Origin of the sequence: Nocardia brasiliensis IFM 10847 (assembly GCF_000710915.1) — a bacterium.
Lineage (GTDB): Bacteria > Actinomycetota > Actinomycetes > Mycobacteriales > Mycobacteriaceae > Nocardia > Nocardia brasiliensis_A.
In genome coordinates, this window is the sequence record NZ_BAUA01000061.1 from 31,573 (window position 1) to 54,888 (window position 23,316).

The 23,316-nt window shown below is 68.8% G+C and carries 21 protein-coding genes and 1 pseudogene; 16 read left to right on the forward strand and 6 right to left on the reverse strand.

Features of this window, described 5'->3' with window-relative positions:
- Nucleotides 1–3: 3 nt before the first annotated feature.
- The 3 genes from NBRGI_RS12755 to NBRGI_RS12765 all read right to left on the reverse strand — a co-directional run bounded on the left by NBRGI_RS12755 (nucleotide 4) and on the right by NBRGI_RS12765 (nucleotide 3,625).
- Entirely contained in the window at nucleotides 4–1,131 is a 1,128-nt protein-coding gene (locus NBRGI_RS12755) for a monodechloroaminopyrrolnitrin synthase PrnB family protein (RefSeq protein ID WP_081878020.1), read from the reverse strand.
- Between the two features lie 210 nt (nucleotides 1,132–1,341).
- Complete coding sequence (locus NBRGI_RS12760) at nucleotides 1,342–2,352, reverse strand: LLM class flavin-dependent oxidoreductase (protein WP_029895836.1); 1,011 nt, start codon at nucleotides 2,350–2,352, stop codon at nucleotides 1,342–1,344.
- A gap of 130 nt (nucleotides 2,353–2,482) precedes the next feature.
- On the reverse strand, nucleotides 2,483–3,625 hold the full coding sequence (locus tag NBRGI_RS12765) for a PucR family transcriptional regulator (protein WP_051727700.1): 1,143 nt from the start codon (nucleotides 3,623–3,625) through the stop codon (nucleotides 2,483–2,485).
- A 138-nt stretch (nucleotides 3,626–3,763) separates the two neighbouring features.
- Between NBRGI_RS12765 and NBRGI_RS12770 the strand changes: the two genes are divergently transcribed.
- The 8 genes from NBRGI_RS12770 (at nucleotide 3,764) to NBRGI_RS12805 (ending at nucleotide 10,961) form a co-directional block, all read left to right on the forward strand.
- Nucleotides 3,764–5,302, forward strand: coding sequence for a class I adenylate-forming enzyme family protein (locus tag NBRGI_RS12770; RefSeq protein WP_029895840.1), 1,539 nt, complete (start codon nucleotides 3,764–3,766; stop codon nucleotides 5,300–5,302).
- A 39-nt stretch (nucleotides 5,303–5,341) separates the two neighbouring features.
- Complete coding sequence (locus NBRGI_RS12775) at nucleotides 5,342–6,157, forward strand: alpha/beta fold hydrolase (RefSeq protein WP_051727701.1); 816 nt, start codon at nucleotides 5,342–5,344, stop codon at nucleotides 6,155–6,157.
- Entirely contained in the window at nucleotides 6,154–7,068 is a 915-nt protein-coding gene (locus NBRGI_RS12780; protein ID WP_029895844.1) for an NAD(P)H-dependent flavin oxidoreductase, read from the forward strand. Before NBRGI_RS12775 ends, NBRGI_RS12780 begins: the two co-directional genes overlap by 4 nt.
- Nucleotides 7,069–7,109: 41 nt before the next feature.
- On the forward strand, nucleotides 7,110–7,973 hold the full coding sequence (gene map, locus NBRGI_RS12785; protein ID WP_014986950.1) for a type I methionyl aminopeptidase: 864 nt from the start codon (nucleotides 7,110–7,112) through the stop codon (nucleotides 7,971–7,973).
- 58 nt (nucleotides 7,974–8,031) lie between these two features.
- On the forward strand, nucleotides 8,032–9,585 hold the full coding sequence (locus NBRGI_RS12790; RefSeq protein WP_029895847.1) for a cobyric acid synthase: 1,554 nt from the start codon (nucleotides 8,032–8,034) through the stop codon (nucleotides 9,583–9,585).
- A gap of 91 nt (nucleotides 9,586–9,676) precedes the next feature.
- On the forward strand, nucleotides 9,677–9,964 hold the full coding sequence (locus NBRGI_RS12795; protein ID WP_200882160.1) for an AbrB/MazE/SpoVT family DNA-binding domain-containing protein: 288 nt from the start codon (nucleotides 9,677–9,679) through the stop codon (nucleotides 9,962–9,964).
- Nucleotides 9,961–10,353 (forward strand): PIN domain-containing protein, encoded by a 393-nt coding sequence (locus tag NBRGI_RS12800; RefSeq protein ID WP_014986947.1) that lies wholly within the window; start codon nucleotides 9,961–9,963, stop codon nucleotides 10,351–10,353. The genes NBRGI_RS12795 and NBRGI_RS12800 overlap by 4 nt, the downstream gene beginning before the upstream one ends.
- A gap of 44 nt (nucleotides 10,354–10,397) precedes the next feature.
- Nucleotides 10,398–10,961, forward strand: a complete 564-nt coding sequence (locus tag NBRGI_RS12805; RefSeq protein ID WP_014986946.1) for a hypothetical protein — start codon at nucleotides 10,398–10,400, stop codon at nucleotides 10,959–10,961.
- Here NBRGI_RS12805 and NBRGI_RS12810 read toward each other — a convergent pair.
- Nucleotides 10,941–12,011, reverse strand: a complete 1,071-nt coding sequence (locus tag NBRGI_RS12810) for an alpha/beta hydrolase (RefSeq protein ID WP_370627739.1) — start codon at nucleotides 12,009–12,011, stop codon at nucleotides 10,941–10,943. The two genes, NBRGI_RS12805 and NBRGI_RS12810, sit on opposite strands and share 21 nt — an antisense overlap.
- Before the next feature lie 213 nt (nucleotides 12,012–12,224).
- Here NBRGI_RS12810 and mqo point away from each other — a divergent pair, with 213 nt between their 5' ends.
- The 7 genes from mqo (at nucleotide 12,225) to NBRGI_RS12845 (ending at nucleotide 20,150) form a co-directional block, all read left to right on the forward strand.
- Complete coding sequence (gene mqo, locus NBRGI_RS12815) at nucleotides 12,225–13,739, forward strand: malate dehydrogenase (quinone) (protein ID WP_036558776.1); 1,515 nt, start codon at nucleotides 12,225–12,227, stop codon at nucleotides 13,737–13,739.
- 18 nt (nucleotides 13,740–13,757) lie between these two features.
- Entirely contained in the window at nucleotides 13,758–14,207 is a 450-nt protein-coding gene (locus NBRGI_RS12820; RefSeq protein WP_029895853.1) for a GNAT family N-acetyltransferase, read from the forward strand.
- 126 nt (nucleotides 14,208–14,333) lie between these two features.
- The gene (locus NBRGI_RS12825) at nucleotides 14,334–16,406 is read left to right on the forward strand and encodes a magnesium chelatase subunit D family protein (RefSeq protein WP_051727703.1); all 2,073 of its coding nucleotides are present in this window, start codon (nucleotides 14,334–14,336) and stop codon (nucleotides 16,404–16,406) included.
- 121 nt (nucleotides 16,407–16,527) lie between these two features.
- The gene (gene cobO / locus NBRGI_RS12830) at nucleotides 16,528–17,142 is read left to right on the forward strand and encodes a cob(I)yrinic acid a,c-diamide adenosyltransferase (protein WP_029895857.1); all 615 of its coding nucleotides are present in this window, start codon (nucleotides 16,528–16,530) and stop codon (nucleotides 17,140–17,142) included.
- 121 nt (nucleotides 17,143–17,263) lie between these two features.
- Entirely contained in the window at nucleotides 17,264–18,931 is a 1,668-nt protein-coding gene (locus tag NBRGI_RS12835) for a cobyrinate a,c-diamide synthase (protein ID WP_235210934.1), read from the forward strand.
- Between the two features lie 225 nt (nucleotides 18,932–19,156).
- Nucleotides 19,157–19,543, forward strand: a complete 387-nt coding sequence (locus NBRGI_RS12840) for a cobalamin biosynthesis protein (RefSeq protein ID WP_029895861.1) — start codon at nucleotides 19,157–19,159, stop codon at nucleotides 19,541–19,543.
- Between the two features lie 238 nt (nucleotides 19,544–19,781).
- On the forward strand, nucleotides 19,782–20,150 hold the full coding sequence (locus NBRGI_RS12845; protein ID WP_235210932.1) for a VOC family protein: 369 nt from the start codon (nucleotides 19,782–19,784) through the stop codon (nucleotides 20,148–20,150).
- 200 nt (nucleotides 20,151–20,350) lie between these two features.
- On the opposite strand, the gene NBRGI_RS12850 is transcribed toward NBRGI_RS12845, so the two are convergent.
- Both NBRGI_RS12850 and NBRGI_RS12855 read right to left on the reverse strand, forming a co-directional pair.
- The gene (locus tag NBRGI_RS12850) at nucleotides 20,351–21,448 is read right to left on the reverse strand and encodes a DUF7064 domain-containing protein (protein ID WP_029895866.1); all 1,098 of its coding nucleotides are present in this window, start codon (nucleotides 21,446–21,448) and stop codon (nucleotides 20,351–20,353) included.
- Nucleotides 21,449–21,456: 8 nt separating this feature from the next.
- On the reverse strand, nucleotides 21,457–22,587 hold the full coding sequence (locus NBRGI_RS12855) for a phosphotransferase family protein (RefSeq protein WP_029895868.1): 1,131 nt from the start codon (nucleotides 22,585–22,587) through the stop codon (nucleotides 21,457–21,459).
- A gap of 425 nt (nucleotides 22,588–23,012) precedes the next feature.
- On the opposite strand from NBRGI_RS12855, the pseudogene NBRGI_RS12860 reads away from it, so the two are divergent.
- Nucleotides 23,013–23,316, forward strand: a pseudogene (locus NBRGI_RS12860) (DoxX family protein); the annotation flags it as partial.

Below are 23,316 nucleotides of genomic sequence, written 5' to 3' on the forward strand. Positions count from 1 at the left end.
TGGTCAGGTTCGTGCGCCTTTGCGGCGGGTGCGGGCCCAGTCCGCGCAGCGGCGGGTCAGGGCGAGCACGTGGTCGAGGACGGCGGGACTGACGCCCGCGATGCCCATGGCGTAGCGCGTGCCGTCGGTGTAGGCGGCCCGGGCGAGCATGCCGTGCTTGGTGCGAAAAGTGACCAGTCCGTCCAGGATTCGGATGACGCCGTCCATGGCGTAGGCCGCCTTGGTCGAGGGCGGACCGTCGGGGCGGTCGAATTCCCGGACGAGCCTGGTCACCAATGATTCTGCGTCCGTGGTGTGTTCGAACATCCGCCGCCACCGGGGGAGGCCGTAGTTCAGCAGATCGTCTTGGAAGTACGTCATGCCGACGCCTCCGTGATCGGCCGACCAGACGAGCCGGTCGATCAGATACAGCGGCACGTGGACGGCGGCGGGTCCGTAGTACGAGCGGTCGGCCACGACCACGTCCGCCATGAACGGCCGCAATCGCGCGGCGTAGAACTCGATCGGATCGACGGTGCGGTACAGGCCGCTCATCAACTGCGGCAGGGTCTCCAACTGGTCGGCTGCCGCGTGGCAGATCTCGCCGAAAGCTGTGTCGTCCGGGTGGAGTTCGGCCAAACCCGCCAGCTGTGGCGCGATCTCGCTGATCAGCAGCGTGCTCACGCGGACGGCATCCAGTACGACATTTTCCTGATGCTCGCCGAGGAACATCCGCTGGCGCTTCCCTCGCGGATTCCACGCGCCGTAGTGCAGCACGGTGTCCCGGGGCACCATGCCCGCCGAATGGCCCCACGCGAGCAATACGCCGGTGGCTTCGGGTACGGCATCGAGCGGCTCGACACCGTGTCTGCGCAAAGAAGACATGAGCATGCCGACGTCTCGCATAGCCGCCAGCCGATCGGCGATATCCGGTAACTCGGCCTCGCGCGCCCGGGACAGCAACTCGCGGAACGCGGTCGCGAGCTGGCGTAGATCGGCCGCCGCGTTCATTACCGGAAGATTCGCCAGCACCGCGTCGGCGGAGAGCGGATCGCGGCGCGCGACCTGTCGGCACGACAATTCATCGATGTTTATCGAGTAGGGATTGTCCATCCTGGTCAGCGGCCGTGACTGGAGTCTCGAGCTCGGCATCGGTTCCTATCTCGACCCGCGAGCGACGAACTCGCCAGATCTTGTCCATGCCGTCTCAGTAGTACGGTCCGATGTTTGGGTGCTATTAGGCAAACAAACGTCCGGCGACTATGTCAATAATTGTTCCGGCTAACGCTGGGTAAACTAAATCGTTGCGCCTTAACCTATTTCACCGAGCCCTTAATTCGAGGGCTCGGTGACGGTTCCGGATCAGCGCACCTGGGGTGCCACCTTCTCGCCGAGCAATTCGATGTTGTGCAGGACCTTTTCGTGCGGGAGGGTGCCGACGCTGGTGTGCAGCATGAAGCGGTCCAGTCCGAGGGTGTCGCGAATATCGGCGATCTTTTCGGCGACATAGTCGGCGGTGCCGACGAACAGTGAGCCTTCCTTCGAGCGCAGGGCCTCGAACTGGGGACGGGTCATCGCTCCCCAGCCGCGTTCGCGACCGATCGTGCTCATCGCGAGGGCGTAGGGCTCGTAGAAGTCGGCGACGGCCTGCTCGTCGCTGTCGGCGATATAGCCGTGCGCGTGCACCGCGACGGGCTGCTTGTCGTGGCCGCCTTCGGCGAGTGCGCGGTGGTACAGGTCGACCAGCGGCCTGAACCGGGCGGGCTGGCCGCCGATGATGGCGATGGCCAACGGCAGGCCGAGCAGGCCGGCGCGGACCACCGACTCCGGGCTACCGCCGACCGCGATCCATACCGGCAGCGGCCGATTGTCGGTGCGCGGGTAGACGATTGCGTCGCGCAGCGGTGCGCGGAACTTGCCGTTCCAGTTCACCGGACCGTCCTCGCGCAGGTGCAACAGCAGCGCCAGCTTCTCCTCGAAGAGTTCGTCGTAGTCGCTCAGGTCGTAGCCGAACAGCGGGAAGCTCTCGGTGAAGGACCCACGCCCGGCCATCAGCTCGGCGCGGCCGTTGGACAGTCCGTCCAGGGTCGCGAAATCCTGATACACCCGGACCGGGTCGTCGGAGCTCAGCACCGTCACGGCGCTGGTCAACTGGATCTTCTCGGTGCGCGCCGCGATCGCGGCCAGCACGACCGCGGGTGCGGAAGCGGCGAAATCCTTGCGATGGTGTTCCCCGACGCCGTATACCTCGAGCCCGGCCCGTTCGGTCGCCACGGCCTCGTCCACCACCTGGCGCAGCCGCTCGGCCGCACTCGGCGCAGGCCGATCGCCGACGGGGTACAGCTCCGCGAACGTCGTGAGTCCCAATTCCACGATGGACCCTCTTTCCTGGGTAGTGTCGATGTCAACTACCACCCTAAACGGACCACGGTCCGTAGGTATTCCGCGCCGGCTCTGCGCTGCGATCCCGGCCTGTGCGTCTGCCCGAGGTTCTTGTACGGATTTACAAGATGGTGGTTCGGAGGTGGTGGCGGCGTAGGGCCCACCAGAGTTCCAGAGTGGTGGCAGGGGTGCGGAGGTCGTGGCCGGTGAGGGCTTGGTAGCGGTCGATGCGGTAGCGGACGGTGTTGGGGTGGACGACCAATGCGCGGGCGGTGGTTTCGATGTGCAGGCCGGATTCCAGGTAGGTGTGCAGGGTCTGGCGGTAGAGGTCGGGGCTGTCGGTGCGCTGCAGCGGGTCGAGGTAGCGGCGGACGAGGTGGTCGCCGACCTCGGTGTCGGCGAGGACGGCGGGCAGCAGGCCGAGGTCGGCGACGCTGTGCGCACCGGGGAGGGTGAATGCGGCCGCGGTGTTGAGTGCGCGGGTGGCCTGGACGAACCCGGTCGGGAGTTGGTCGATCGGGGTGGCCGGACCGAATCCGGTGGGGACGGGGGGCGCGTCCGGGAGCCGATCGGTGAATCCGGCGAGGTCGCCGTCGATGGTCGTCACGAACCCGATCCGACCGGACCTGGTGAACAGGTGCGCTAGCTCGGCCGAGCCGTTTTCCGCGGTGGGGCGGGCGCGGAACGGGATGACCGGCTGCTCGAGGTCGAGGCTGTATTGCTGGGCGCGCAAACCGATTTCGGCGCGGGTGAGGGTGCCGGTGAGCGCGGCGCGGGTGAAGTCGGCGCGGGCCTGGTGGTCGCGGCCCGCGTTCGCGAGTTCCACCTCGCGGTGGCCGCCGGTGAGCTCGAGAATGGCCACGTCGACGATGTCGAGCAACTGCCGGGTGAGCGCGAGTTGCACGTGGCCCGACAGACGCTGTGCCTGACCGATCTCAACGACTTCGTCGAGGATCACCCGCACCGCCAGCCGCCACGCGCCGAGCATCTCCGCGAGCGCGATGCCCTGACCCGCGCGGATGACGCCGAATTCGTGGAAGGCCCGCAACTCGGTGCTGGACGGGCCGCGCTCCTCGACCATGGCCAGCAGCATGGACTCGATCATCCGAGCCGTCAGCGGGCGCAACATGTCCGGGCCGAGGCGTGCGTACGCCGGGATCTCCGTGCGGGCCGCACCGACGATGCGGTCCAGCACCTTCGATTCGCGCGCGGCCAGCTCGGTGACCAGGCGTCGTTTCGCCGTCGCGGTACTGGCACCTGACATGCGGGCAGTGTAAGACGAGCCGTTTGTAATCGGCTACAAGGGGGCTGCCGACAAGTCCGGAAACCGCTCCATGGTGGCAACGGGGCCATTCGGACGATGCTCGAAGACGTTCCAGTCGACGGAAGGACCCGGGCACCGATGGATGTGACCACGCTCATGCGCCAAGCCGCCGAGCTCAACGCCGACCGCACGGCGATCATCACCGAGCAGGGCACGCTGACGTTCGCGCAAGCGTGGGCGCGCGGGGTGCAGCTGGCGAATGCGTTGCGCGCGTTAGGTGTTCGCACCGGAGACCGGGTCGCCGGTTTGGAGGACAACAACCTGGGCTGCGTGGACACCGTGCTCGGTTGCGCCATCGCCGGCGCGGTACGGGTGCCGCTGTATCCGCGGAATTCCGCCGCGGCGCACGCGCACATGATCGGCAGCACCGATGCCAAGGTCGTGCTCACCGACGAGACCTTCGCCGACTCGGTGCGCGGGCTGGCCGGGCAGCTCGACTGCTTGGAGCGGGTCATCGTGCGGGACAACACTTACGCGGGGTGGCTGGCCGAGCAGGACGATACCGACCCGCGACTGCCGATCGATCCCGACGCCTGGTACGTCATCCGGTTCTCCGGGGGCACCACCGGCCAGCCGAAGGGCGTGGCCTACAGCCAGCACGACTGGGTGCTGAACTGCCGGAACTGGGCGTACGGAGTCGAACGGATCGGTCGCGCGAGCGTGGTCGGTCACGCGGGCCCCATCTCGCACGCGTCCGGGTACCTGTTCCTTCCGGGCTGGCTGGCGGGAGCGGCCAACCTGATGTTCGGTGCGTTCGACCCGGGCAAGGTGCTGACGATGATGGCCGAGCATCGGGTGAGCCATATGTTCGCCTCGCCCAGCCTGCTCGCCGCGCTGGCCTGGCAGCCCGCCGCGGCCGAACAGACGTGGCCGCATCTGCGCACGATCCTGGTCGGCGGCGCGCCGATCACCGACGCCACGGCCCTGCTCGGCCGAAAAGTGTTCGGCGACACCTTGTGTCAGGGCTTCGGGCAGACCGAGGCAGTACCGATCTCGTTCATGGCCGCCGAGGAATGGTTCGGCACGGTCGAAGGGTCCGAACCGATGCGCTCGGCCGGTCGGGTGGCGCCGTACGCCCAGGTGGAGATCCGCGACGAGGACGGCAACGTCGTGCCGGTCGGCGAGGTGGGGGAAATCGTGGCGAAGGTCGAGGGTCAGATGCGCGGCTACTGGCGCGACGCAGAACTGACCGAGACCAGGCTGGTCGACGGTTGGGTGCGGACCAGGGATATCGGGCGGCTGGACCGCAACGGATTCCTCTACGTGCTGGACCGGGCCGAGGACATGATCGTCTCCGGTGGCTTCAACATCTGGCCCGCCGAACTGGAAACCGTGCTGGCCGACCATCCGGCCGTGGTCGAGGCCGCGGTTTTCGGGATACCGGACCAGCGCTGGGGTGAAACGCCGATGGCGGTGGTCACCGTCACCGATCCGGCCGCGGTCACCGCGAGCGAACTCGTCGAACTGTGCCGGGAACGGCTCGGTTCCTACAAGAAGCCGAGCCGTGTCGAGCTGACCACCGAGCCGCTGCCCAAGAGCGTGGTCGGCAAGCTGCTGCGCAAGCAGTTGCGGGAACCGTACTGGGCCGGTCACCCGAGCCGGGTGTCCGGTGCTTGAGGGCTCGAAGTCCTGGCCCGACAACGAAGGAGGCTTACCATGACCGGCTGGAATCGCATCGACGTCGGCACCGGCAGGCCGCTCGTGCTGTTGCACGGCGGCGGCTCCTCGGTGCGCAGCTGGCTGCCGGTGGTCGATCTGCTCGCCACCGAGCGGCGAGTGCTCGCGCTGGACTTCCCCGGCTTCGGCCGGACGCCTGCGCTCGCCGAGCCGGAGTTCGACATGGCGGTGGCGATGCGCGAGCTGGCAGCTGAACTCGCGCGCATCGGCGTGCGTACGCCGGTGGACATCGCGGGCAACTCCATGGGCGGCTGGCTGGCGCTGGAAGCCGCGAAACGGGGGCTGGCCCGCAGTGTCGTCGCGATCGGGCCCGCCGGGCTCTGGGCCGACAGCATGCCGTTGCGCACCCGCGCGCAGTTCGCCGCGGGATTCTTCGGCGCGTGGCTGTTCCACACCCGCGCCCGCGTGCTGCTGCGATCGCCGCTGCTGCGTGCGGCCGCGCTCTCGACGCCGGTCAAGCATCCCCGCAATTTCACCTACGCCGAGGCGATCGATTTCTTCGACGACCTGCGCATCTCGGCGCCCACGTTGCGGCGTGCCCTGCACTTCGCCCGCACGTCCAGATTCGAAGGGGGACAGGGCATCACCGTGCCGATCACGCTGGCGTTCGGCTCGCACGACCGCATGGTGCGCGCGGGGGACAGCCGTTTTCTCGATCAGCTGCCCGATGACGTCCGGATCGTGCGGCTGCCCGACTGCGGGCACATGCCGATGTGGGACAAACCTGTGCTGGTGGCCCGCACCATTCTGGCGGGCACCGGGAGCGCCGTCGAGCGCAACGGGCTCGGTGCATGAGCACCTTCGATCGAATCCGGCGCAGACTGCGGCTGCCGATCATCGCCGCGCCGATGTTCCTGGTGTCGGGCCCGGAACTGGTGCTGGCGGCGTGCCGGGCGGGCGTGATCGGTGCGTTCCCCACCGCCAACGCCCGGACCAGCGCGCAACTCGGCGAATGGCTCGGTCGCATCCGGTCCGGGCTCGCGCCGACCGACGCGCCGGTCGCGGCGAATCTGATTGTGCACAAGAGCAACCCACGGTTGGCGGACGATCTGGGGGTGCTTCAGGAGCTGCCCACCGATCTGGTGATCACCTCGGTCGGCTCGCCCGCGCCGGTGATCGAGGCGCTGCGGCTGACCCGGACCCTGGTGTTCGCCGATGTCGCCTCGCTGCGGCACGCCAGACGGGCCGTCGAGGCAGGCGCCGACGGACTCATCCTGCTCACTGCGGGTGCGGGCGGCCAGACCGGCTGGGCCAACCCGTTCGCCTTCGTGCGCGCGGTCCGCGAGTTCTACGCCGGGCCGGTGGTGCTCGCAGGTGGTATCGCCGACGGCGTCGCCTTGCGTGCGGCGCTGGCACTCGGGGCCGACCTGGCCTACCTCGGTACGAAATTCCTTGCTACTACGGAGAGTCTCGCGCCCGCGGCACACAAAGAGATGGTCGCCGCGACCACGCTGGACGACGTCGTCCTCACCTCGGCCCTGACCGGTCTGCCCACCAGCATGCTGCGGCCGTCGCTCGACATGGCAGGCCCAGCGCTCGACCGGCACACCGGCGGTGCCGACGTCGGCACGTTGCTCGCACAGGCGGACCGAGCCGAGCCTTGGCGCGATCTCTACAGCGGCGGTCACACCGTCAGCGGCGTGCACGCGGTGTGCTCGGTCGCCGAAGTCGTCGAGCGGACCGCGCGGGAGTTCCACGACCAGTAGGGCCGTCGGCGCGTGCGTCGCGCGCCGATTACGCTGTTCACATGTCTGTCCGCACTCGTAAGCCGCTGACCCCCGGGACCCTCTCGCCCACCCGCGAGGTCCCGCGCACGATCGAGCGCCCCGAATACGCGTGGAAGAAGACCGTCAACGAGGGCCGCGAGCCCTGGGTGCAGACCGCGGAGACGATCGAGAAGATGCGGATCGCGAGCAAGATCGCGGCGCAGGCGCTGGAAGAGGCGGGCAAGGCCGTCGCGCCCGGCGTCACCACCGACGAACTGGACCGGATCGCGCACGAGTACATGTGCGACCACGGCGCCTACCCGTCGACCCTGGGCTACAAGGGCTTTCCGAAGTCGTGCTGCACCTCGCTGAACGAGGTGATCTGCCACGGCATTCCGGACTCCACCGTGATCGAGGACGGCGACATCGTCAATATCGACGTCACCGCCTACATCCACGGCGTGCACGGCGACACCAACAAGACCTACCTGGCCGGCGAGGTGGACGAAGAGGTGCGCCTGCTCGTCGAGCGGACCGAAGAAGCCACGCTGCGGGCCATCAAGGCGGTCCGGCCCGGGCGAGCGCTCAACGTCATCGGCCGGGTGATCGAGTCCTACGCGAACCGCTTCGGCTATGGCGTGGTGCGCGACTTCACCGGTCACGGCGTCGGCCCCACCTTCCACAGCGGCCTGGTGATCCTGCACTACGACCAGCCCGCCATCGAGTCGATCATCGAGCCCGGCATGACGTTCACCATCGAGCCGATGATCAACCTCGGCGGGATCGACTACGAGATCTGGAACGACGGCTGGACCGTGGTCACCAAGGACCGCAAGTGGACAGCCCAGTTCGAACACACCCTCGTGGTCACGGAAACCGGCGCGGAAATCCTGACTTTGCCGTGAGTGGTCGGCTCGGACCGAAGCTCGCGCCGCGGGGTGGTCAACGAAGTCGGCCGACGCGGTGAAGGGTGCGCTGCTCGTCGCGGGCACGACCTCGGACGCGGGCAAGAGCGTCGTGGTGGCCGGGATCTGCCGGATGCTGGCGCGGCGCGGCGTGCGGGTCGCGCCGTTCAAGGCGCAGAACATGTCGAACAACTCGGTGGTCACCCTCGACGGCGGGGAGATCGGCCGGGCGCAGGCATTGCAGGCCCGCGCCTGCGGCCTGGAGCCGAGCGTGCGGTTCAATCCGGTGCTGTTGAAGCCGGGCAGTGACCGGCGCTCGCAGTTGGTGGTGCGGGGCAAGGCGGTCGGCACCGTCGGTGCGCGCGACTACTTCCGGCATCGCCAGGAACTGCGCGCCGTGGTCGCGACCGAACTCGCCGCCCTGCGTGCCGAATTCGATGTGGTGATCGGTGAGGGCGCCGGATCGCCCGCCGAAATCAACCTCCGGGCAACCGATCTCGCGAACATGGGCCTCGCGCAGGCCGCGTCCCTTCCCGTGCTGCTGGTCGGGGATATCGACCGCGGCGGCGTGCTCGCGCACCTGTTCGGCACCGTCGCCATCCTGGCACCCGAAGACCAGCAATTGATCTCGGGTTTCGTGGTGAACAAGTTCCGTGGCGATGTCGAGCTGCTGCGACCCGGCCTGGACCGGCTGACCGAACTCACCGGCCGTCCCACCCTCGGGGTGCTGCCGTTCGCCGAGGACCTGTGGATCGACGCCGAGGATTCGCTGAGCACCGTGGCGGACGCGCCGGTCGGCCGTCCGCGCCCACCCGTCGGCACCGAATGGCTGACGGTCGCCGCCATCCGGTTGCCGCGCATCTCCAACTCCACCGATGTCGAGGCGTTGGCCTGCGAGCCGGGGGTTTCCGTGCGCTGGGTGAGCGAACCGTCCCGGCTCGGGGAGGCCGACCTGGTGGTGCTGCCGGGCAGCAAGGCAACCGTGTCGGATCTGGAATGGTTGCGGCGCAACGGACTTGCCGATGCGCTGGTAGCCCGGGCCCGCGCCGGACGGCCGATCCTCGGTATCTGTGGCGGCTACCAGATGCTGGGCACCCGGATCGTGGACCCGGTCGAGTCGGGCGCGGGGGAAGTCGCGGGACTCGGCCTGTTCGATCTGGAGATCTCCTTCGCCGATCCGAAGGTGTTGCGACGCAGTAGCGGACACGGCCACGCGGCAGAAGTAGCGGGAATTCCGCTGCACGGCTACGAGATCCACCATGGGCGGGTGGTGCGCAGCGGCGACCCGGCGTGGTTGCGGCTCGACGGCGAGCCGGAAGGTTCGGTCCGCGCGGCTGTCTGGGGCACGCACCTGCACGGGCTGCTCGAATCGGACGAGTTCCGCCGGGCCTGGCTGCGTTCGGTCGCCACAGCTGCGGGCCGGACGGGTTTCGTTGCGGCCGAAGACACTTCGGTCGACGCCGTCCGCACGAGCCAGCTGGATCTGCTGGCCGACCTGATCGAACAGCACCTGGATATCGCCCAGCTCGAACGGCTCGTCGGCGCGGGCGCGCCCGCCGGATTGCCGATCTTGCGCACGCATGCGAGCACCGACGTCGACCTGAACTGTTGACGCGGCGAACCCTGCCCCTTACCTTTCAGTAAGGAATTCGACCCCGGGTAAGGCACGGGTCCTCGGCGCGGAAGTTTGGTCGGTGAGCGAAATGGCAGCAGACAAGAGACCCGGCGGCAGGTCGGGCAATGTGGTGTCCGCGACCGTGACCAGCAAGGGGCAGATCACCATCCCGATCGACGTCCGGGTCGCGATGGGGCTGCGGGCGGGGGTCCGGGTCGCCTTCGTGCCGACCGCGAACGGCACCTACGAACTGGTGCCCGAAACCCGGACCATCAAGTCGCTCAAGGGAATCGTCGGCTGGTCCGGCTCGCCGATCGGGCTCGTGCAGATGAACGAGGCCATCACGGGCAACATCGTGGAAGGCAAGCAGAAATGATCGGTCTGGACGCCAACGTGCTGATCCGCTACCTCACCCAGGACGACCCGGAGCAGTCCGCGCGGGCCAACCAGGTGATCGACGGGCTCAGCGAGACCCGGCCCGGCTACGTCACGATGATCGTGCTCGCCGAGATCCACTGGGTGCTGCGCCGCGGCTACAAGCAGGATCCCGAGGCGGTCACCGACGTGCTGCTCGGCCTGCTGGACTCCACCGAGATCGTCATCGAGCGGGCCGACACCGTGCGCCAGGCACTGCGCCGGGCCGCCGACGGCGCGGACTTCGCCGACGCGCTCATCCAGCAGCTGGGCCAGGAGGCGGGCTGCGATCTCACCGTCACGTTCGACCACAACGCGGGCGAGCAGGCCGGGATGCGATTACTGGCCTGAGAAGACCGGACTTCGTTCAGCTGAGCCGTGTAGCGTGATTCGGCATGAAATCTCGGCAGATCACGGTCGGTGACCGGGCATGGACCGTGCGGGTCGACGGGCCGGAATCCCGGCACAGCGTGTTGCTGCTGCCCGACCTCGGTGACCCGGCGGACGTCTACGACCAGGTGTGTGCCCGATTGCACAACTCCGATCTGCGCACCGTGGTGCCGGAGACGATCGAGGGCCTCGACGCGGCGGGCGTCACCGCGATCCTGGACGAGATCGGGGTGCCCTGGGCGAACGTCGCCGCCCGCGGTGCGGGCGCGGACCTGGCCTGGCGGGCCTGTGCGGCCGGATTCGGCCGGTTCATCAGCCTCGTGGTGGCCGATCGCGGGCATCCCGCGGCCCCGGGCGCGGACGGCACCGTTTCCGACGCCACGGTGCGACCGGTGGAACTGCCGACCACGGTGCTGGTGACCAAGAACCTGCCCCGGTCGGTCGCCGACGCCTCCGGTCGCTTCGTCTACGGCGAATTCCGGGTGGTCGACGTCGACGTCAGCAATGTGGCGACCGAGGCCGACCACGAGTTGGCCACCGAGATCGTGCTACGCACCAGCACCTGGTGAGCCGGCGGGTGCCTGGGCCAGGTACCCGGCCAGCCAATCCAGCCAGCTGTCGAGTTCGGCGAACGCGTGCGCGCGCGGCTCGGCCGAGGACAGGAACACGTCGTGGCGCGCACCGTCGATCGGCACGATGTTGGTGCGGTCGCCGAGGCACCCGGACCAGCGCTGAATCTGCTTGACGTCCAGCACCGCGTCGGCGACGTCGACGGCGGGACCGTACTTGCGGGCGAACTTCGTCATCCGCGAGCGCAGGATCAGCGACGGCACGCCGATGTCGAGGCCGCCGTGCAATTCGGCGTGACCGTTGCGGATCGCGCGCAGCCAGCCGAACCGGACGGGGAAGCCCTGCAACGGTTTCCAGTCCAGGTTGTAGTCCCACTCACCCGCGACGCTGTGATGCAGGCTGTCGCCGTAGCTGCTGGCCTTGCCCGCGGGCAGCTCGAGCATCTTCCGAAAGCGCCCGACCGCCTTGATGATCGGTGTGCCGACGGTCCGGTAGTAGGACGGCCCTTGCAGATCGAACCAGGGGCTGTTGAGCACCAAGCCCGTGATGCCCGCCTGCGCGGTGCCCCGCGCCTTGTTGAGCCGGTTGAGCCACAGCGCCAGGATCAGTCCGCCGGTCGAATGCGCGTTGAGTACCACCGGCGCGGCGGTCTCCGCGCGCACGATGCGTAAGGCCTCGTTCAACTCCTCGTCATACAGTGCGAGATCGGTCACATAGTGCGGTGTCTGGCCGTCGCGCAGCGAGCGTCCGCACTTGCGCAGATCCAGTGCGTAGAACTGGTAGCCGCGCGCCGCGAAATGCTCGGCGATGTGCTCCTGGAAGAAGTAGTCGGTGAACCCGTGCACGTAGAGCACCGCGCCCGCGGTGGCCGCGACCTTGCCGCCGGGGGCGTATCGAACCAGCGTGGCCACGGCCTCGCCCTCACCGTCGGGATCGGCGCCGAAAGACAGCGTGCGCTGCTGGTAGTTCGCGCCCAGGACATCGGCTTTCCACTGCCCGTCGGCTTGCGTGCGCGTCTCGGGAACGGCAAGTGAAGTTTCCTTTGTCACACACACAATCTATGTCACATTCGGCGGGTTCGGCGCGGGGGATCGGCGTGGTGAGGTGCACAATTGGACTTAGGTGAACGGCGGGTAACCTAACCCCCGCCATGGTTTCCGACCGAGGCATCACACGTAAGTACCGTGCCCAGGCAGGTCCACCCGCCCGGTGGGCCCGCGCAGAAGGACAAGGAAGTCGATCTACCCGTGCCGAACGCTGCGATGACTGAAAAGACCGATGTCGTACTCATCGGTGCCGGCATCATGAGTGCCACCCTCGGCGCGCTGCTGCGGCAGCTGCAGCCCGACTGGTCGATCTCCCTGTTCGAGCGGCTCGACGCCGCGTCGGCGGAGAGCAGCGACCCGTGGAACAACGCGGGCACCGGACACTCGGCGCTGTGCGAGCTGAACTACAGCCCGCAGAACGCCGACGGCTCGGTGGACATCACCAAGGCCGTCGACATCAACGAGCGATTCCAGGTGTCGCGCCAGTTCTGGTCCTACGCGGTCGAGAACGGCATCCTCGGCGAGCCCTCGACGTTCATCAACCCGATCCCGCACGTGAGCTTCGTGCACGGCGCGGACAACGTCGACTACCTGCGCAAGCGCTATGACGCGCTGTCGCGGCACCCGCTGTTCGAAGGCATGGAGTACATCGACAGCCCCGACGAGTTCGCTCGGCGACTGCCGCTGATGGCGCGCGGGCGCGACTTCTCCGATCCGGTCGCGCTGAACTGGACCGAGGGCGGCACCGATATCGACTTCGGTTCGCTCACCCAGGAGCTGCTGGCCTACCTCGGCCGCACCGGCGCGGATCTGGCGTTCGGGCACGAGGTGCGCGACCTGGCCAAGCAGTCCGACGGGTCCTGGCTGATCAAGGTGCGCAACCTGCGCACCCGCGAAACCCGCACGCTCAACAGCAAATTCGTGTTCGTCGGTGCGGGCGGCGGCGCGCTGCCGCTGCTGCAGAAGTCCGGCATCAAGGAGATCGACGGCTTCGGCGGCTTCCCGGTGAGCGGTCAGTTCTTCCGCTGCACCAACCCGGATCTGATCCGGCAGCACGAGGCCAAGGTGTACGGCAAGGCCGCGGTCGGCGCGCCGCCGATGTCGGTGCCGCACTTGGACACTCGCGTGATCAAGGGCACGCCGGGTCTGCTGTTCGGCCCCTACGCCGGCTGGACGCCGAAGTTCCTCAAGGAGGGCAAGCTCACCGACCTGTTCAAGTCGGTGAAGCCGAACAACCTGTTCTCGCTGCTCGGCGTGGGCGTCACCGAGCTGGGGCTGACCAAGTACCTGGTCAGTGAGCTGCTCAAGTCCGAGGCGGGCAAGGTGGACACGCTCAAGGAGTTCATCCCGCGCGCCGTCGGCCGGGACTGGGAGCTGATCACCGCGGGCCAGCGCGTCCAGGTGATCCGGCGCAAGGGCGCGGGCGGTGTGCTCGAATTCGGCACCGCCGTGGTCGCCGCCGCGGACGGGTCCATCGCCGGCCTGCTCGGCGCGTCGCCGGGCGCCTCGACGGGTGTCACCGCGATGCTCGACGTCATGCAGCGCTGCTTCCCCGCGGAGTACGCGGGCTGGACGCCGCGGCTGAAGGAAATGATTCCGTCGTTGGGCGTCAAGCTCTCCGAGGACCAGGCGTTGTTCCGCGAAGTTTGGGACTGGACGTCCAAGACGCTGAACCTCACGGGTGATTCGGGTAACACGCCGAAGCATGCGGGGGTCGCGGCAAACGTCTAGTTGTGATAGCAACAGGCGATGATGTCAACGGTTGCTCTCAAACGGTCCTGGGCGTTGGATCTCGACACCGCCATCCTCTATCAGCTGTTGAAACTCCGGGTAGAAGTCTTCGTCGTCGAACAGAAATGCGCGTACCCGGAGTTGGACGGCCTCGACCTGCTGCCGGAGACCAGGCACTTCTGGCTCGATGACGAGGGCGAGGTCATCGCGACCCTGCGGTTGCTGGAGGAACACGTCGACGGCGTGAAGACGTTCCGCATCGGCCGCCTCTGCACCGCGGTCCCGGCGCGCGGCCACGGCTACACCACCCGGCTGTTGCAGGCGGCGCTGGCCGAGGTCGGCTCGGCGACGGTGCGCTTGAGCGCGCAGACCTACCTGGTCGACATGTACGCCAAGCACGGATTCAAGCCCGACGGCGAGGAATTCGAAGAGGACGGCATCCCGCACCTGCCGATGCGCAAGGGCTAGAACCCATCGAGGCGAGTCGATCGACTCGCCTCGATCTTTTTCCGGCCGTCCACGGCGTGGGGCAGCGTCGGCGTCCCGGGGTGGCGCGCATAGAGTTGTGGCGTGTCGTTGTCCCATGCCGAAAGACTGTCGTCGCCCGGGTCGTCCGCGCGTTCGGCCGCCGACGGGGAAGCCGGGTTCCCGTTCTCCGCCGTGGTCGGTCAAGAGCGGTTGCAACTCGCGTTGATCCTGTGCGCGGTGCACCCCGGCATCGGCGGTGTGCTGGTGCGCGGCGAGAAGGGCACCGCGAAATCGACCGTCGTGCGGGCGCTCGCGCAGCTGTTGCCGCCGGTGGTGGACGAGACCGGCGCCCGGCCCGCGCGGCTGGTGGAACTGCCGGTCGGCGCCACCGAGGACCGCGTGGTGGGTTCGCTGGATCTGGAACGGGTGCTGCGCGATGGCGAACAGGCGTTCCGGCCCGGTCTGCTGGCGGCCGCCCACCACGGCGTGCTCTACGTGGACGAGGTCAACCTGCTGCACGATCACCTGGTCGACGTGCTGCTCGACGCCGCGGCCATGGGCCGGGTGCACATCGAGCGCGACGGCGTCTCGCATTCGCATCCGGCCCGATTCGTGCTCGTCGGCACCATGAACCCGGAAGAGGGCGAGCTGCGTCCGCAGCTGCTCGACCGGTTCGGGCTCACCGTCGACGTGGCCGCCTCCCGGAACGTGGACGTGCGGATGGCCGTGGTGCGCCGGCGGCTGGACTACGAAGCCGACCCGGCGGGCTTCGCCGCGAGCTACGCCGCCGCGGATCGCGCTGTCGCCGAACGCATCCTGGGGGCGCGGGACCGGGTGGCCGGTGTGCGCCTCGATGACACCGAGCTGCGCCGCATCGCCGCGCTGTGCGCCGCTTTCGACGTCGACGGCATGCGGGCCGACCTGGTGGTGGCGCGGACCGCGACCGCGCACGCCGCGTGGCGCGGGGCCGACGTCGTGACCGAAGAAGACGTGCGGGTCGCCGCGGAACTCGCACTGCCGCACCGGCGCCGTCGCGATCCGTTCGACGAGCCGGGAATCAGCGAAGAGCAGCTCGACGACGCGATGCGCGAGGCCGCCGACGAGGTGGCGCGCGAAGACGCGCAACGATCGTCCACCGACGACGGAACGTCCAGTGCGGGCGACGAGTTCGAGTCCGGGGACACCCGGCCGGAGGCCGGGGATGCTCAGCTGGATGCCGGGGCTTCTCGGCCGGATGCCCCCGACGAATCCAGCACGCAGACAACGGAACCCACGGCCAGCGACGAGGCGGCGGGGCCCGGTCCCGACGACGATCCCGACTCGCCGCCGGACGGACCAGGGGGTGGACGGCCGGCCCGCGAAGGTCGCACCGGCGCACCGGTTTCCGCTGCGGCGTCGCCGCCGCGCTTCGAGGTGCCCGGCATCGGTGAAGGTGCGCCCGGTCGCCGCTCGCGGGCGGAATCCCGGCACGGCCGGGTCGTGCGGCCCAGCTCGGAGACCAGCACCGGTCTGCATCTGCTCGGCACCGTCTTCGCCGCCGCGCCGCATCAGCACGCGCGCGGGCGCGGCGACGGGCCGCTGAAACTGGTCGCCGAGGACCTGCGGGGCGCGTATCGCGAAGGGCGCGAGGGGAATCTGGTCGTCTTCGTGGTCGACGCGTCCGGGTCGATGGCGGCCAGGGACCGGTTGTCCGCCGTCACCGGCGCGGTCGTCACGCTGCTCCGGGACGCGTATCAGCGGCGCGACAAGGTCGCCGTGATCACCGTGCGTGGTCAGGACGCCGAACTGGTGCTGCCGCCGACCTCGTCGGTCGATATCGCGGTCCGGCGGCTGTCCGGAATGCGCACCGGCGGCAAGACGCCGCTGGCCGCGGGCTTGCTCAAAGCTCGCGAGATCGTCCAGCGTGAACGCGTCCGCGATCCGCGTCGCCGTCCGATGCTGGTGCTGCTCACCGACGGTCGCGCCACCGGCGGGGTCGATCCGGTGCCGCGCGCCCGGAGCGCGGCCGCGCTGCTCGCGCAGGACGGCGTCACCTCGATCGTCGTCGACTGCGAGCGCGGCATGATCCGGCTCGGACTCGCCGCGGAACTCGCTCGCGAACTGCGCGGCGGATACCTGAGACTGGCTGAGCTGACCGGGGATTCGGTCGCCGACATCGTGCGCGCCGGATCCGGGCGGGTGGGGGCGCGTGCCGCTTGATCAGCGGCGGTTGCCTCCGGTAGGGCGGGCGGTTCCGGAGGCCGGTCCGGTGCCGAAGGACGCCCGGTAGGTGTGCTCGATCCGCGGTTCGGCGACGAGCCGTGACTGACAAGGAGATTCGATGCCCAAAGGCGTTCCGGAGACCGTGCCCGAAGACGGGCTCACCACACGGCAGAGGCGCAATCAGCCGGTGCTGGCGGTGCACACCGGGCCGGGCAAGGGTAAGTCGACCGCGGCGTTCGGCATGGCCTTGCGCGCCTGGAACCAGGGTTTCGACGTCGCCGTGTTCCAGTTTGTGAAGAGCGCCAAATGGAAAGTGGGGGAGGAGGCCGCTTTTCGCACCCTCGGCACCCTGCACGAGCAGACCGGTGCCGGCGGTCCCGTCGAATGGCACAAGATGGGCGAAGGCTGGTCCTGGTCCCGCAAGCAGGGCACCGACGAAGACCACGCCGCCGCCGCGCTGGCCGGCTGGCACGAGATCGCCCGTCGGCTGCGAGCCGAACAGCATCGCTTCTACGTGCTCGACGAGTTCACCTATCCGCTCAAATGGGGGTGGGTCGACATCGACGAGGTCGTCGAAACCCTGCGTACCCGGCCCGGGAACCAGCACGTCGTCATCACCGGGCGCGACGCGCCCGGCGCCCTGCTCGACGCCGCCGACCTGGTCACCGAGATGACCAAGGTCAAGCACCCCATGGACGCGGGCCGCAAAGGCCAGCGCGGCATCGAATGGTGAGTTCGTCGAGGGGGAACTGGTGGCGGCGAAACCCGAGTGGGTTCCGCCGTCAGTTCCCCCTCGGTGAGTGCGCGGCCCCCGGCTGCGTGGGGTGGGGGCGCTGATGGCGGGCGTGCCCGCGGTGGTGATCGCCGCCCCTGCCTCGGGGAGCGGGAAGACGACGGTCGCGACCGGGTTGATCGGTGCGCTGGGGCGGGCCGGGCATCGGGTCGCACCGTTCAAGGTGGGGCCCGATTACATCGATCCCGGGTACCACGGACTGGCAGCGGGACGTCCCGGCCGCAACCTCGATCCGGTGCTGGTCGGCGCGCAACGCGTGGTGCCGCTGTATCGGCACGGCTCGCTCGGCTGCGACCTCGCGGTGGTCGAGGGGGTGATGGGGCTGTTCGACGGCCGTATCGACGAACACCACGCCGCCCCGGTCGCCGAAGGATCCACCGCGCAGGTCGCCGGATTGCTCGGTGCGCCGGTGGTATTGGTCGTCGACGCGCGTGGGCACAGTCAAAGCCTGGCCGCGCTCCTGCACGGCTTCGCAACCTTCGACAGCGGAATCCGGCTCGGCGGCGTGATTTTGAACCGTGTCGGCAGCGAACGACACGACCAGGTGTTGCGCGCCGCCTGCGACCGCGTCGGCCTCCCGGTCCTCGGCTCCCTCCCCCGTATGGCCGAACTGGAGGTCCCCTCACGGCATCTCGGCCTCATCCCCGCCGTCGAACACGGCTCCGCAGCCACCGCCGCCGTCGCGGCCATGACCGATCTCGTTGCCGCCCACCTGGACCTGCGCGCCATAGCGGCACTGGCCCGCTCGAGCGTCGCGGGCGCGGCGTGGGATCCCGAGGCGGTCGCCGCGGAGGCATGCGGCGGTTTCGCCGTCGTCGGTGCGGGCGGACGGTCTGTCCACGCCGGCGCGGTTCCTGGTGGCGGTGGCAACGGCGTCCGGGAGGGGGACGAGGCGCTCGGTGGTCGAGATGGTGGATCTGGGCTGGTCGGTAGGGTTTCGAACGATGGTGTTGCTGAGGGCGGCGGGGGTCGTGGCGGCGCGGCCGCGTTCGGTGGTGTGGGTGTCGGGGGCGGCGGTGATCATCGGAGCGGCGTCGACCTCGTCCGGGGGACCGGTGGCCAGGTGGGTCGCGGTTCGGCGCAAAGGGGCGGTTTTCGTGCGGGGGCGGGGCCGGTGATCGCGATGGCAGGGGGTCCGGCGTTCACGTTCGGGTATGCGGAGCATCGTGAGTTGTTGAGCGCGGCGGGGGCACAGGTTCGGGTGTTCGATCCGATGCGGGACGAATTGCCCAGCGGGACGGCCGGGTTGGTGCTGCCCGGTGGGTTTCCCGAGGAGCATGCGGCCGAGTTGGCCGCGAACACGAACCTGCTCGCGGCGGTGCGGTCGCTTGCCGCGCAAGCTCTGCCGGTGCATGCGGAATGCGCGGGCCTGCTGTACCTCACGCGCACCCTGGACGGCCACCCCATGGCGGGCGTGGTCGACGCCGACGCCGAATTCGGACCGCGCCTGACCCTCGGCTACCGAGACGCCGTGGCACTGGCCGACTCCGCACTGTGGCGGGCAGGCGAGCGAGTACGCGGCCACGAATTCCACCGCACCCGCCTGACCGCCTCGAACACCGCCGCCCCCGCATGGGGTTGGCGCGGCAACGACGGAGCCCGCGCCGTGGAAGGCGCTCTCGTCCACCGAGTCCACGCCTCCTACCTGCACACCCACCCCGCCGGAAACCCCGAAGCGACAACTCGTTTCGTCGCGGCCGCTGCGGAGTTCGCTCGTGCCCGCCGTTGACGCCGAGTGCGGTGTCTCGCAGTCCCGGTGTGATCGCCTACTCAGGCTGGAGCGGGCCGTTACGGGTATCCGCGCCGTGACGCCGAGTGTGGTCGTTCGTTGTCGCGGTGTGGGCCGACTGCTCGGGATGGGCAGGAGACCGTGATGGAGTCTGCGCTGTGACGCTGAGTGTGGTTATCCGCGTGGTCGGGCTCGGTGGGGAGCCGACTGGAAGGCGCGCGGCGGATGGGTGAGTTCGTCGTCGGGCTCGGGTTGCGGCCGGGGACATCTGCTGAACGCATTGTGCGGGTGGTGCGGGAGGTGATGGGAGAGCGCGCGATCGAGTGTTTGGCGACGATCGATCGGCGGGCGGTGGAGGTCGGGATGCAGAGGGCGGCGGCGGAGTTGGCGGTGCGAGTGCTGGCTTTCAGCGCTACGGAACTAGCCGAAGTGACTGTGCCGAAACCTGATTCGCGAACTGCCGCGGCAGTCGGCACGCCGAGCGTCGCCGAAGCGGCCGCCCTCCTCGCCTCCGCGGGCGGCCTCCTCGTAGTCCCGAAGTGCGTAGTAGACGGCGTAGTCGTCGCAGTCGCCGAGCGCGTTCGAGATCCGGACTCTCCGCAGGGTTTATAGCGCGGGTATCAGCGAGTCAGGGCGTGCCTCGAGTCCGACGGCGGCCACGCTGCGCGCGCCTCCTGGTCTCCCGCGCTAGCTCTGCGTTCCCGCACGCGGGGCGGATGAATCCGCCCCGCTATGGCATGGCGTAGCGGGTGCGCGAGGGCGGAAAAGGGGTGCGGGAAGTCGGAAAGGGTGCGGGAAGTCGGAGGGGGTGCGGCACGATGGCGGGGTGGATGTCCGAGGGATCGATAATGTGCTGGTTCCGGTGGGGGACCTGGCTGCCGCGGTCGAGTTCTACGGCAGCAGGCTAGGGCTGTCCGTGCGGTTCACGGTGCCCGAGCGCGGGATCGCCCTGTTCGGCGTCGCGGCTCAGACGCCAGGCATCATGGCGCAGCTGGACCCGGCCGCTGGGCAGGGGACCGCCCCGGCCATGCGGGTGTGGTTGGAGGTGCCGGACGTGCGTGCCGCCGCGGCGGAACTCGAAGGGCACGGTGTCGACATGCGCACCGCGCCCTTCGAAGTCGCGACCGGCTGGAGTGTGGAACTGGCCGACCCCTGGGGCAACGTGATCGGCCTGACCGACTACATCAAACGCCCTGACCTGGCCCGTCCCGCCCCCTGACCCGACCCGTGCCTCCCGCACCCGTCGGGTGGCGCCCGTCGGCCGTGCGGTTGCCGCCGTGACCCACGGCGTGGTCGCCGCCGTGCCGTTACGACTGCGGCATGACGGCACGGCGACAACGGTTTCGGCGGCACGAGGGCGGCGTTTGCGGGCCGGAGTCGGCCCTGCTCCGGGCACGTAGTAGCAGGGCGCAACGTCAATTACGGTGCGACGGAACTCCAGTCGGCGAAGCCGGTGGGATCGTGGCGGCCCATGCTGGCGTGTTCGAACAGGCCCCAGCCTTCGGCGCCGTTGCAGCGGGCGTGGGCGACGTGGTCGATGACGCCGTAGGGGGCGCGGGCGACGATGGCGGGGTCGGTGAGGTCGTAGCGGCTGGACAGGGACCAGTCGCGGCCCTTCCACTGACCGTGCAGCCAGTCCGGGTCGCCGCCGTAACCGCAGCCGACGTGCAGGGGCACGTTGGTGCCGGTGGTCACCTCGATCTCCAGCGGCTTGCCGTCGGGGGTCGTCAGTTCGAGCCGGGCGCCGACGGGATGCCTTGTGCCGGAACGGTAGTCGATGGAGATGCGAGGCCAGCCGAGCTGCTCGACGCGCCCGTCCGGCCAGACCCGGACCGCGTCGTTGAGCGTGCGGGTGCCGTCCGGCTCTTCCTGCACGATCACCACGACGGCGAAGTCGTCGAAGCGCAGCGGGACATACATCCACCAGAAACCGCCGGACGGTTCGCTCGCCGCCCGTCCCGGCGGCTCGGATTCGCCGACCGGCCGGATACCCCACGACCGGTCCCTGGTACCGGTCCACACCGCCGGATCGACGGTGATGTCTTCCCCGTCGACGTGCAGTGTCCCCGCCCAGGAACCCACCTGCGCGAACCGGCTGGCCTGGATGATGGGCCGGTTGCCGTTCAGGATCAGGTGCGGCTGCTCCTGCACGGTGGGGAAGGCGCCTTCCCAGGTGAGGTCGAACGACAGCTCGTCGTGCTCGCACACCACCCGGATCCGTTGCAGCGGTTCCACCACCTCGATCCGGTAGCCGCCGACGCGTTGTTCCAGGCTGCGTTCTTCGAGCGCGTCGGAGAAGCGCACGGTGCGCTGGATGTCGCCGCGGCGGACGCAGGCGTAGGCGTCGGTCACTCCGAGGTTCGGGTACACGCCGAACCCGGTGATGAAGAAGGTGCCGCCGTCCCGGTTGTGCCCGTTGAGGTAGCTGCGGTCGTAGAAGTTTCGGTCGGAACTCGCCACCCGGGCCAGCGACAGCGCGGTCTGGTGAATCGGGTATTCGTCCAAGGGAACTGGCATGGTTTATCTCAATCCCATTCGTAGGTTCCATCGAGCAGCCGTTCCAGGCTCGCCCGATGCATCACATAGTCGTCCCGGTCGGGAGTATCGGTGTCCTCGCCGAAGTGGATCATCCGGCGTTTGACCCGGGCCATCACGATGCCGTGGCGCAGCGCCGCGTAGACGATGTGCCAGTCCAGGTCGCGCACCGTATGTCCGGTCAGCTCTTCGTATTTCGCGACCACGTCGGCCCGGCGCAGGAAGTCGGGCAGGCCCGGCTGTTCGAAGCGGGTGGCGATGTCCTGGAAGAACCGGTGGATGAAGATCACCCACGCGACGTCTAGTTCGCGCGGCCCCAATGCGGCCATCTCCCAGTCCAATACCGCCGCGGGCCGGAATTCGTCGAAGATGATGTTGCCGGGCCGCGCGTCGCCCCAGCTGAGTACGTCGGGGCCGGGATCGCTCGGCCAGTTCGCTTCGAGCCAATCGAAAGTACGCTCGAGCAAAGGGATTTCGAATCCGTCGTCGGCCAAAGCCCAGCGATACCACGCCTTCTGCGCCTCGACGTGGCGGCGCAGGGACTGTCCCGCGCCGCGCAGGGCGGGAAAGCGCAGGGCCGGGTCCGGGATCTCGTGGACTTTCGCGATCACCTCGACGGTGTTCGCGGTGAGCTGGGCCCGCTGCTCGGGGGTGGCATCGAACAGCCAGCCGACGAACACGTACGGCGGATTGTCCGTCGGCACCCGCCCGTCCACCCGCTTCATCACGAAAAAGGGCGCGCCGAGGTGCTTTTCGTCTTCTTCGAGCCAGCACAGGCCGGGTACGGGCACGGTGGTGTGCTCGGCTACGCCGGACATCACCTTGTACTGAGTGGCCAGATCGTAGGTCTCGAACACCGGAAAGGACCCGGCCTCCGGTGCCATGCGCGCGACGAACGAGCCGCGCTCGTGCCTGCCGTCGACACTCCATTCGGCGTCGAACAGAATCGTCGTGCTGGACATGCCGCCGGCCTGCGGGCGGGCGAGACCGGAGACCCGCGGCGGATGATCGGCGGAGACTTTCGAATCCAGCCAGCGCGCGAGATCCTCGGCGAGCACTTCCAGATCGCGTTCGCTGACGGTCAGTTGCTGCCGCTGGGCGGGATCCGGATCATCGGCCATCGTTGTCCTCCTGACACCATGAAGCGGTGCCGCGTGTTCCGACGCAGCCCACATCGGCGGCGGTGCGCCGCGATACGCGACAGTAACGCGTTCCAGTCGGCTCGCGGGCGGAAAACGATCGAGGTCGAAGAACCCGCTCACTGGCCGGAACCAGGCCTTGACATGCGAGTACTCGGCCGGTCGGGTGGTGGGCGCCCGCACCCGCCCCGCACCCGCTCGCGGCCGCTCGGGGCGGCTTCGGGGCACGGGACCGGTGGGTGCCGCACCGGCCGAAAGACGGTAATGGTGTAGCCAGCACGTACGACTTCGACGGCTACCACGTACGACTTCCTACCGAGGAAAAGACGGGGGATTTCCTGGAGGCCCGCGCACCGGGTGACTCGATACCGTTCGCTCACTGTGCATGTTTCGGAGGAGGGGCAGCTGTGAGCGCGGCGAGTACGCAGTCGATCGAACGAGAGATCACCGATGGTCCCGGAGTCGAGGACCCCGCGTCGGCGAGGTGGAATCCGCTGACGCGCATCGCATTCCGATTCTGCTTCACCTACTTCGGCCTGTTCTGTGTGATCTTCCCGCAGTTCTTGTTCGTCTACACCGGGATCTTCTGGGACAAGTTCCCGCAGAACGCGATCAACGGACTGCTGTATCCGCTGAGCCCCGTGTGGAACTGGGTCGGCCGAACCGTTTTCGGGGTGGATGCCGAACTGGACCTGGACTCGGGCAGCGGCG

Coding starts and splice junctions, on each gene's coding strand:
- cobO (WP_029895857.1), top strand. CDS start 16,528: ATGCCCAAAGGCGTTCCGGAGACCGTGCCCGAAGACGGGCTCACCACA.
- NBRGI_RS12795 (WP_200882160.1), top strand. CDS start 9,677: ATGGCAGCAGACAAGAGACCCGGCGGCAGGTCGGGCAATGTGGTGTCC.
- NBRGI_RS12850 (WP_029895866.1), bottom strand. CDS start 21,448: ATGCCAGTTCCCTTGGACGAATACCCGATTCACCAGACCGCGCTGTCG.
- NBRGI_RS12805 (WP_014986946.1), top strand. CDS start 10,398: ATGAAATCTCGGCAGATCACGGTCGGTGACCGGGCATGGACCGTGCGG.
- NBRGI_RS12770 (WP_029895840.1), top strand. CDS start 3,764: ATGGATGTGACCACGCTCATGCGCCAAGCCGCCGAGCTCAACGCCGAC.
- NBRGI_RS12800 (WP_014986947.1), top strand. CDS start 9,961: ATGATCGGTCTGGACGCCAACGTGCTGATCCGCTACCTCACCCAGGAC.
- NBRGI_RS12840 (WP_029895861.1), top strand. CDS start 19,157: ATGGGTGAGTTCGTCGTCGGGCTCGGGTTGCGGCCGGGGACATCTGCT.
- NBRGI_RS12780 (WP_029895844.1), top strand. CDS start 6,154: ATGAGCACCTTCGATCGAATCCGGCGCAGACTGCGGCTGCCGATCATC.
- NBRGI_RS12820 (WP_029895853.1), top strand. CDS start 13,758: ATGATGTCAACGGTTGCTCTCAAACGGTCCTGGGCGTTGGATCTCGAC.
- NBRGI_RS12765 (WP_051727700.1), bottom strand. CDS start 3,625: ATGTCAGGTGCCAGTACCGCGACGGCGAAACGACGCCTGGTCACCGAG.
- mqo (WP_036558776.1), top strand. CDS start 12,225: ATGACTGAAAAGACCGATGTCGTACTCATCGGTGCCGGCATCATGAGT.
- NBRGI_RS12755 (WP_081878020.1), bottom strand. CDS start 1,131: ATGCCGAGCTCGAGACTCCAGTCACGGCCGCTGACCAGGATGGACAAT.
- map (WP_014986950.1), top strand. CDS start 7,110: ATGTCTGTCCGCACTCGTAAGCCGCTGACCCCCGGGACCCTCTCGCCC.
- NBRGI_RS12855 (WP_029895868.1), bottom strand. CDS start 22,587: ATGGCCGATGATCCGGATCCCGCCCAGCGGCAGCAACTGACCGTCAGC.
- NBRGI_RS12775 (WP_051727701.1), top strand. CDS start 5,342: ATGACCGGCTGGAATCGCATCGACGTCGGCACCGGCAGGCCGCTCGTG.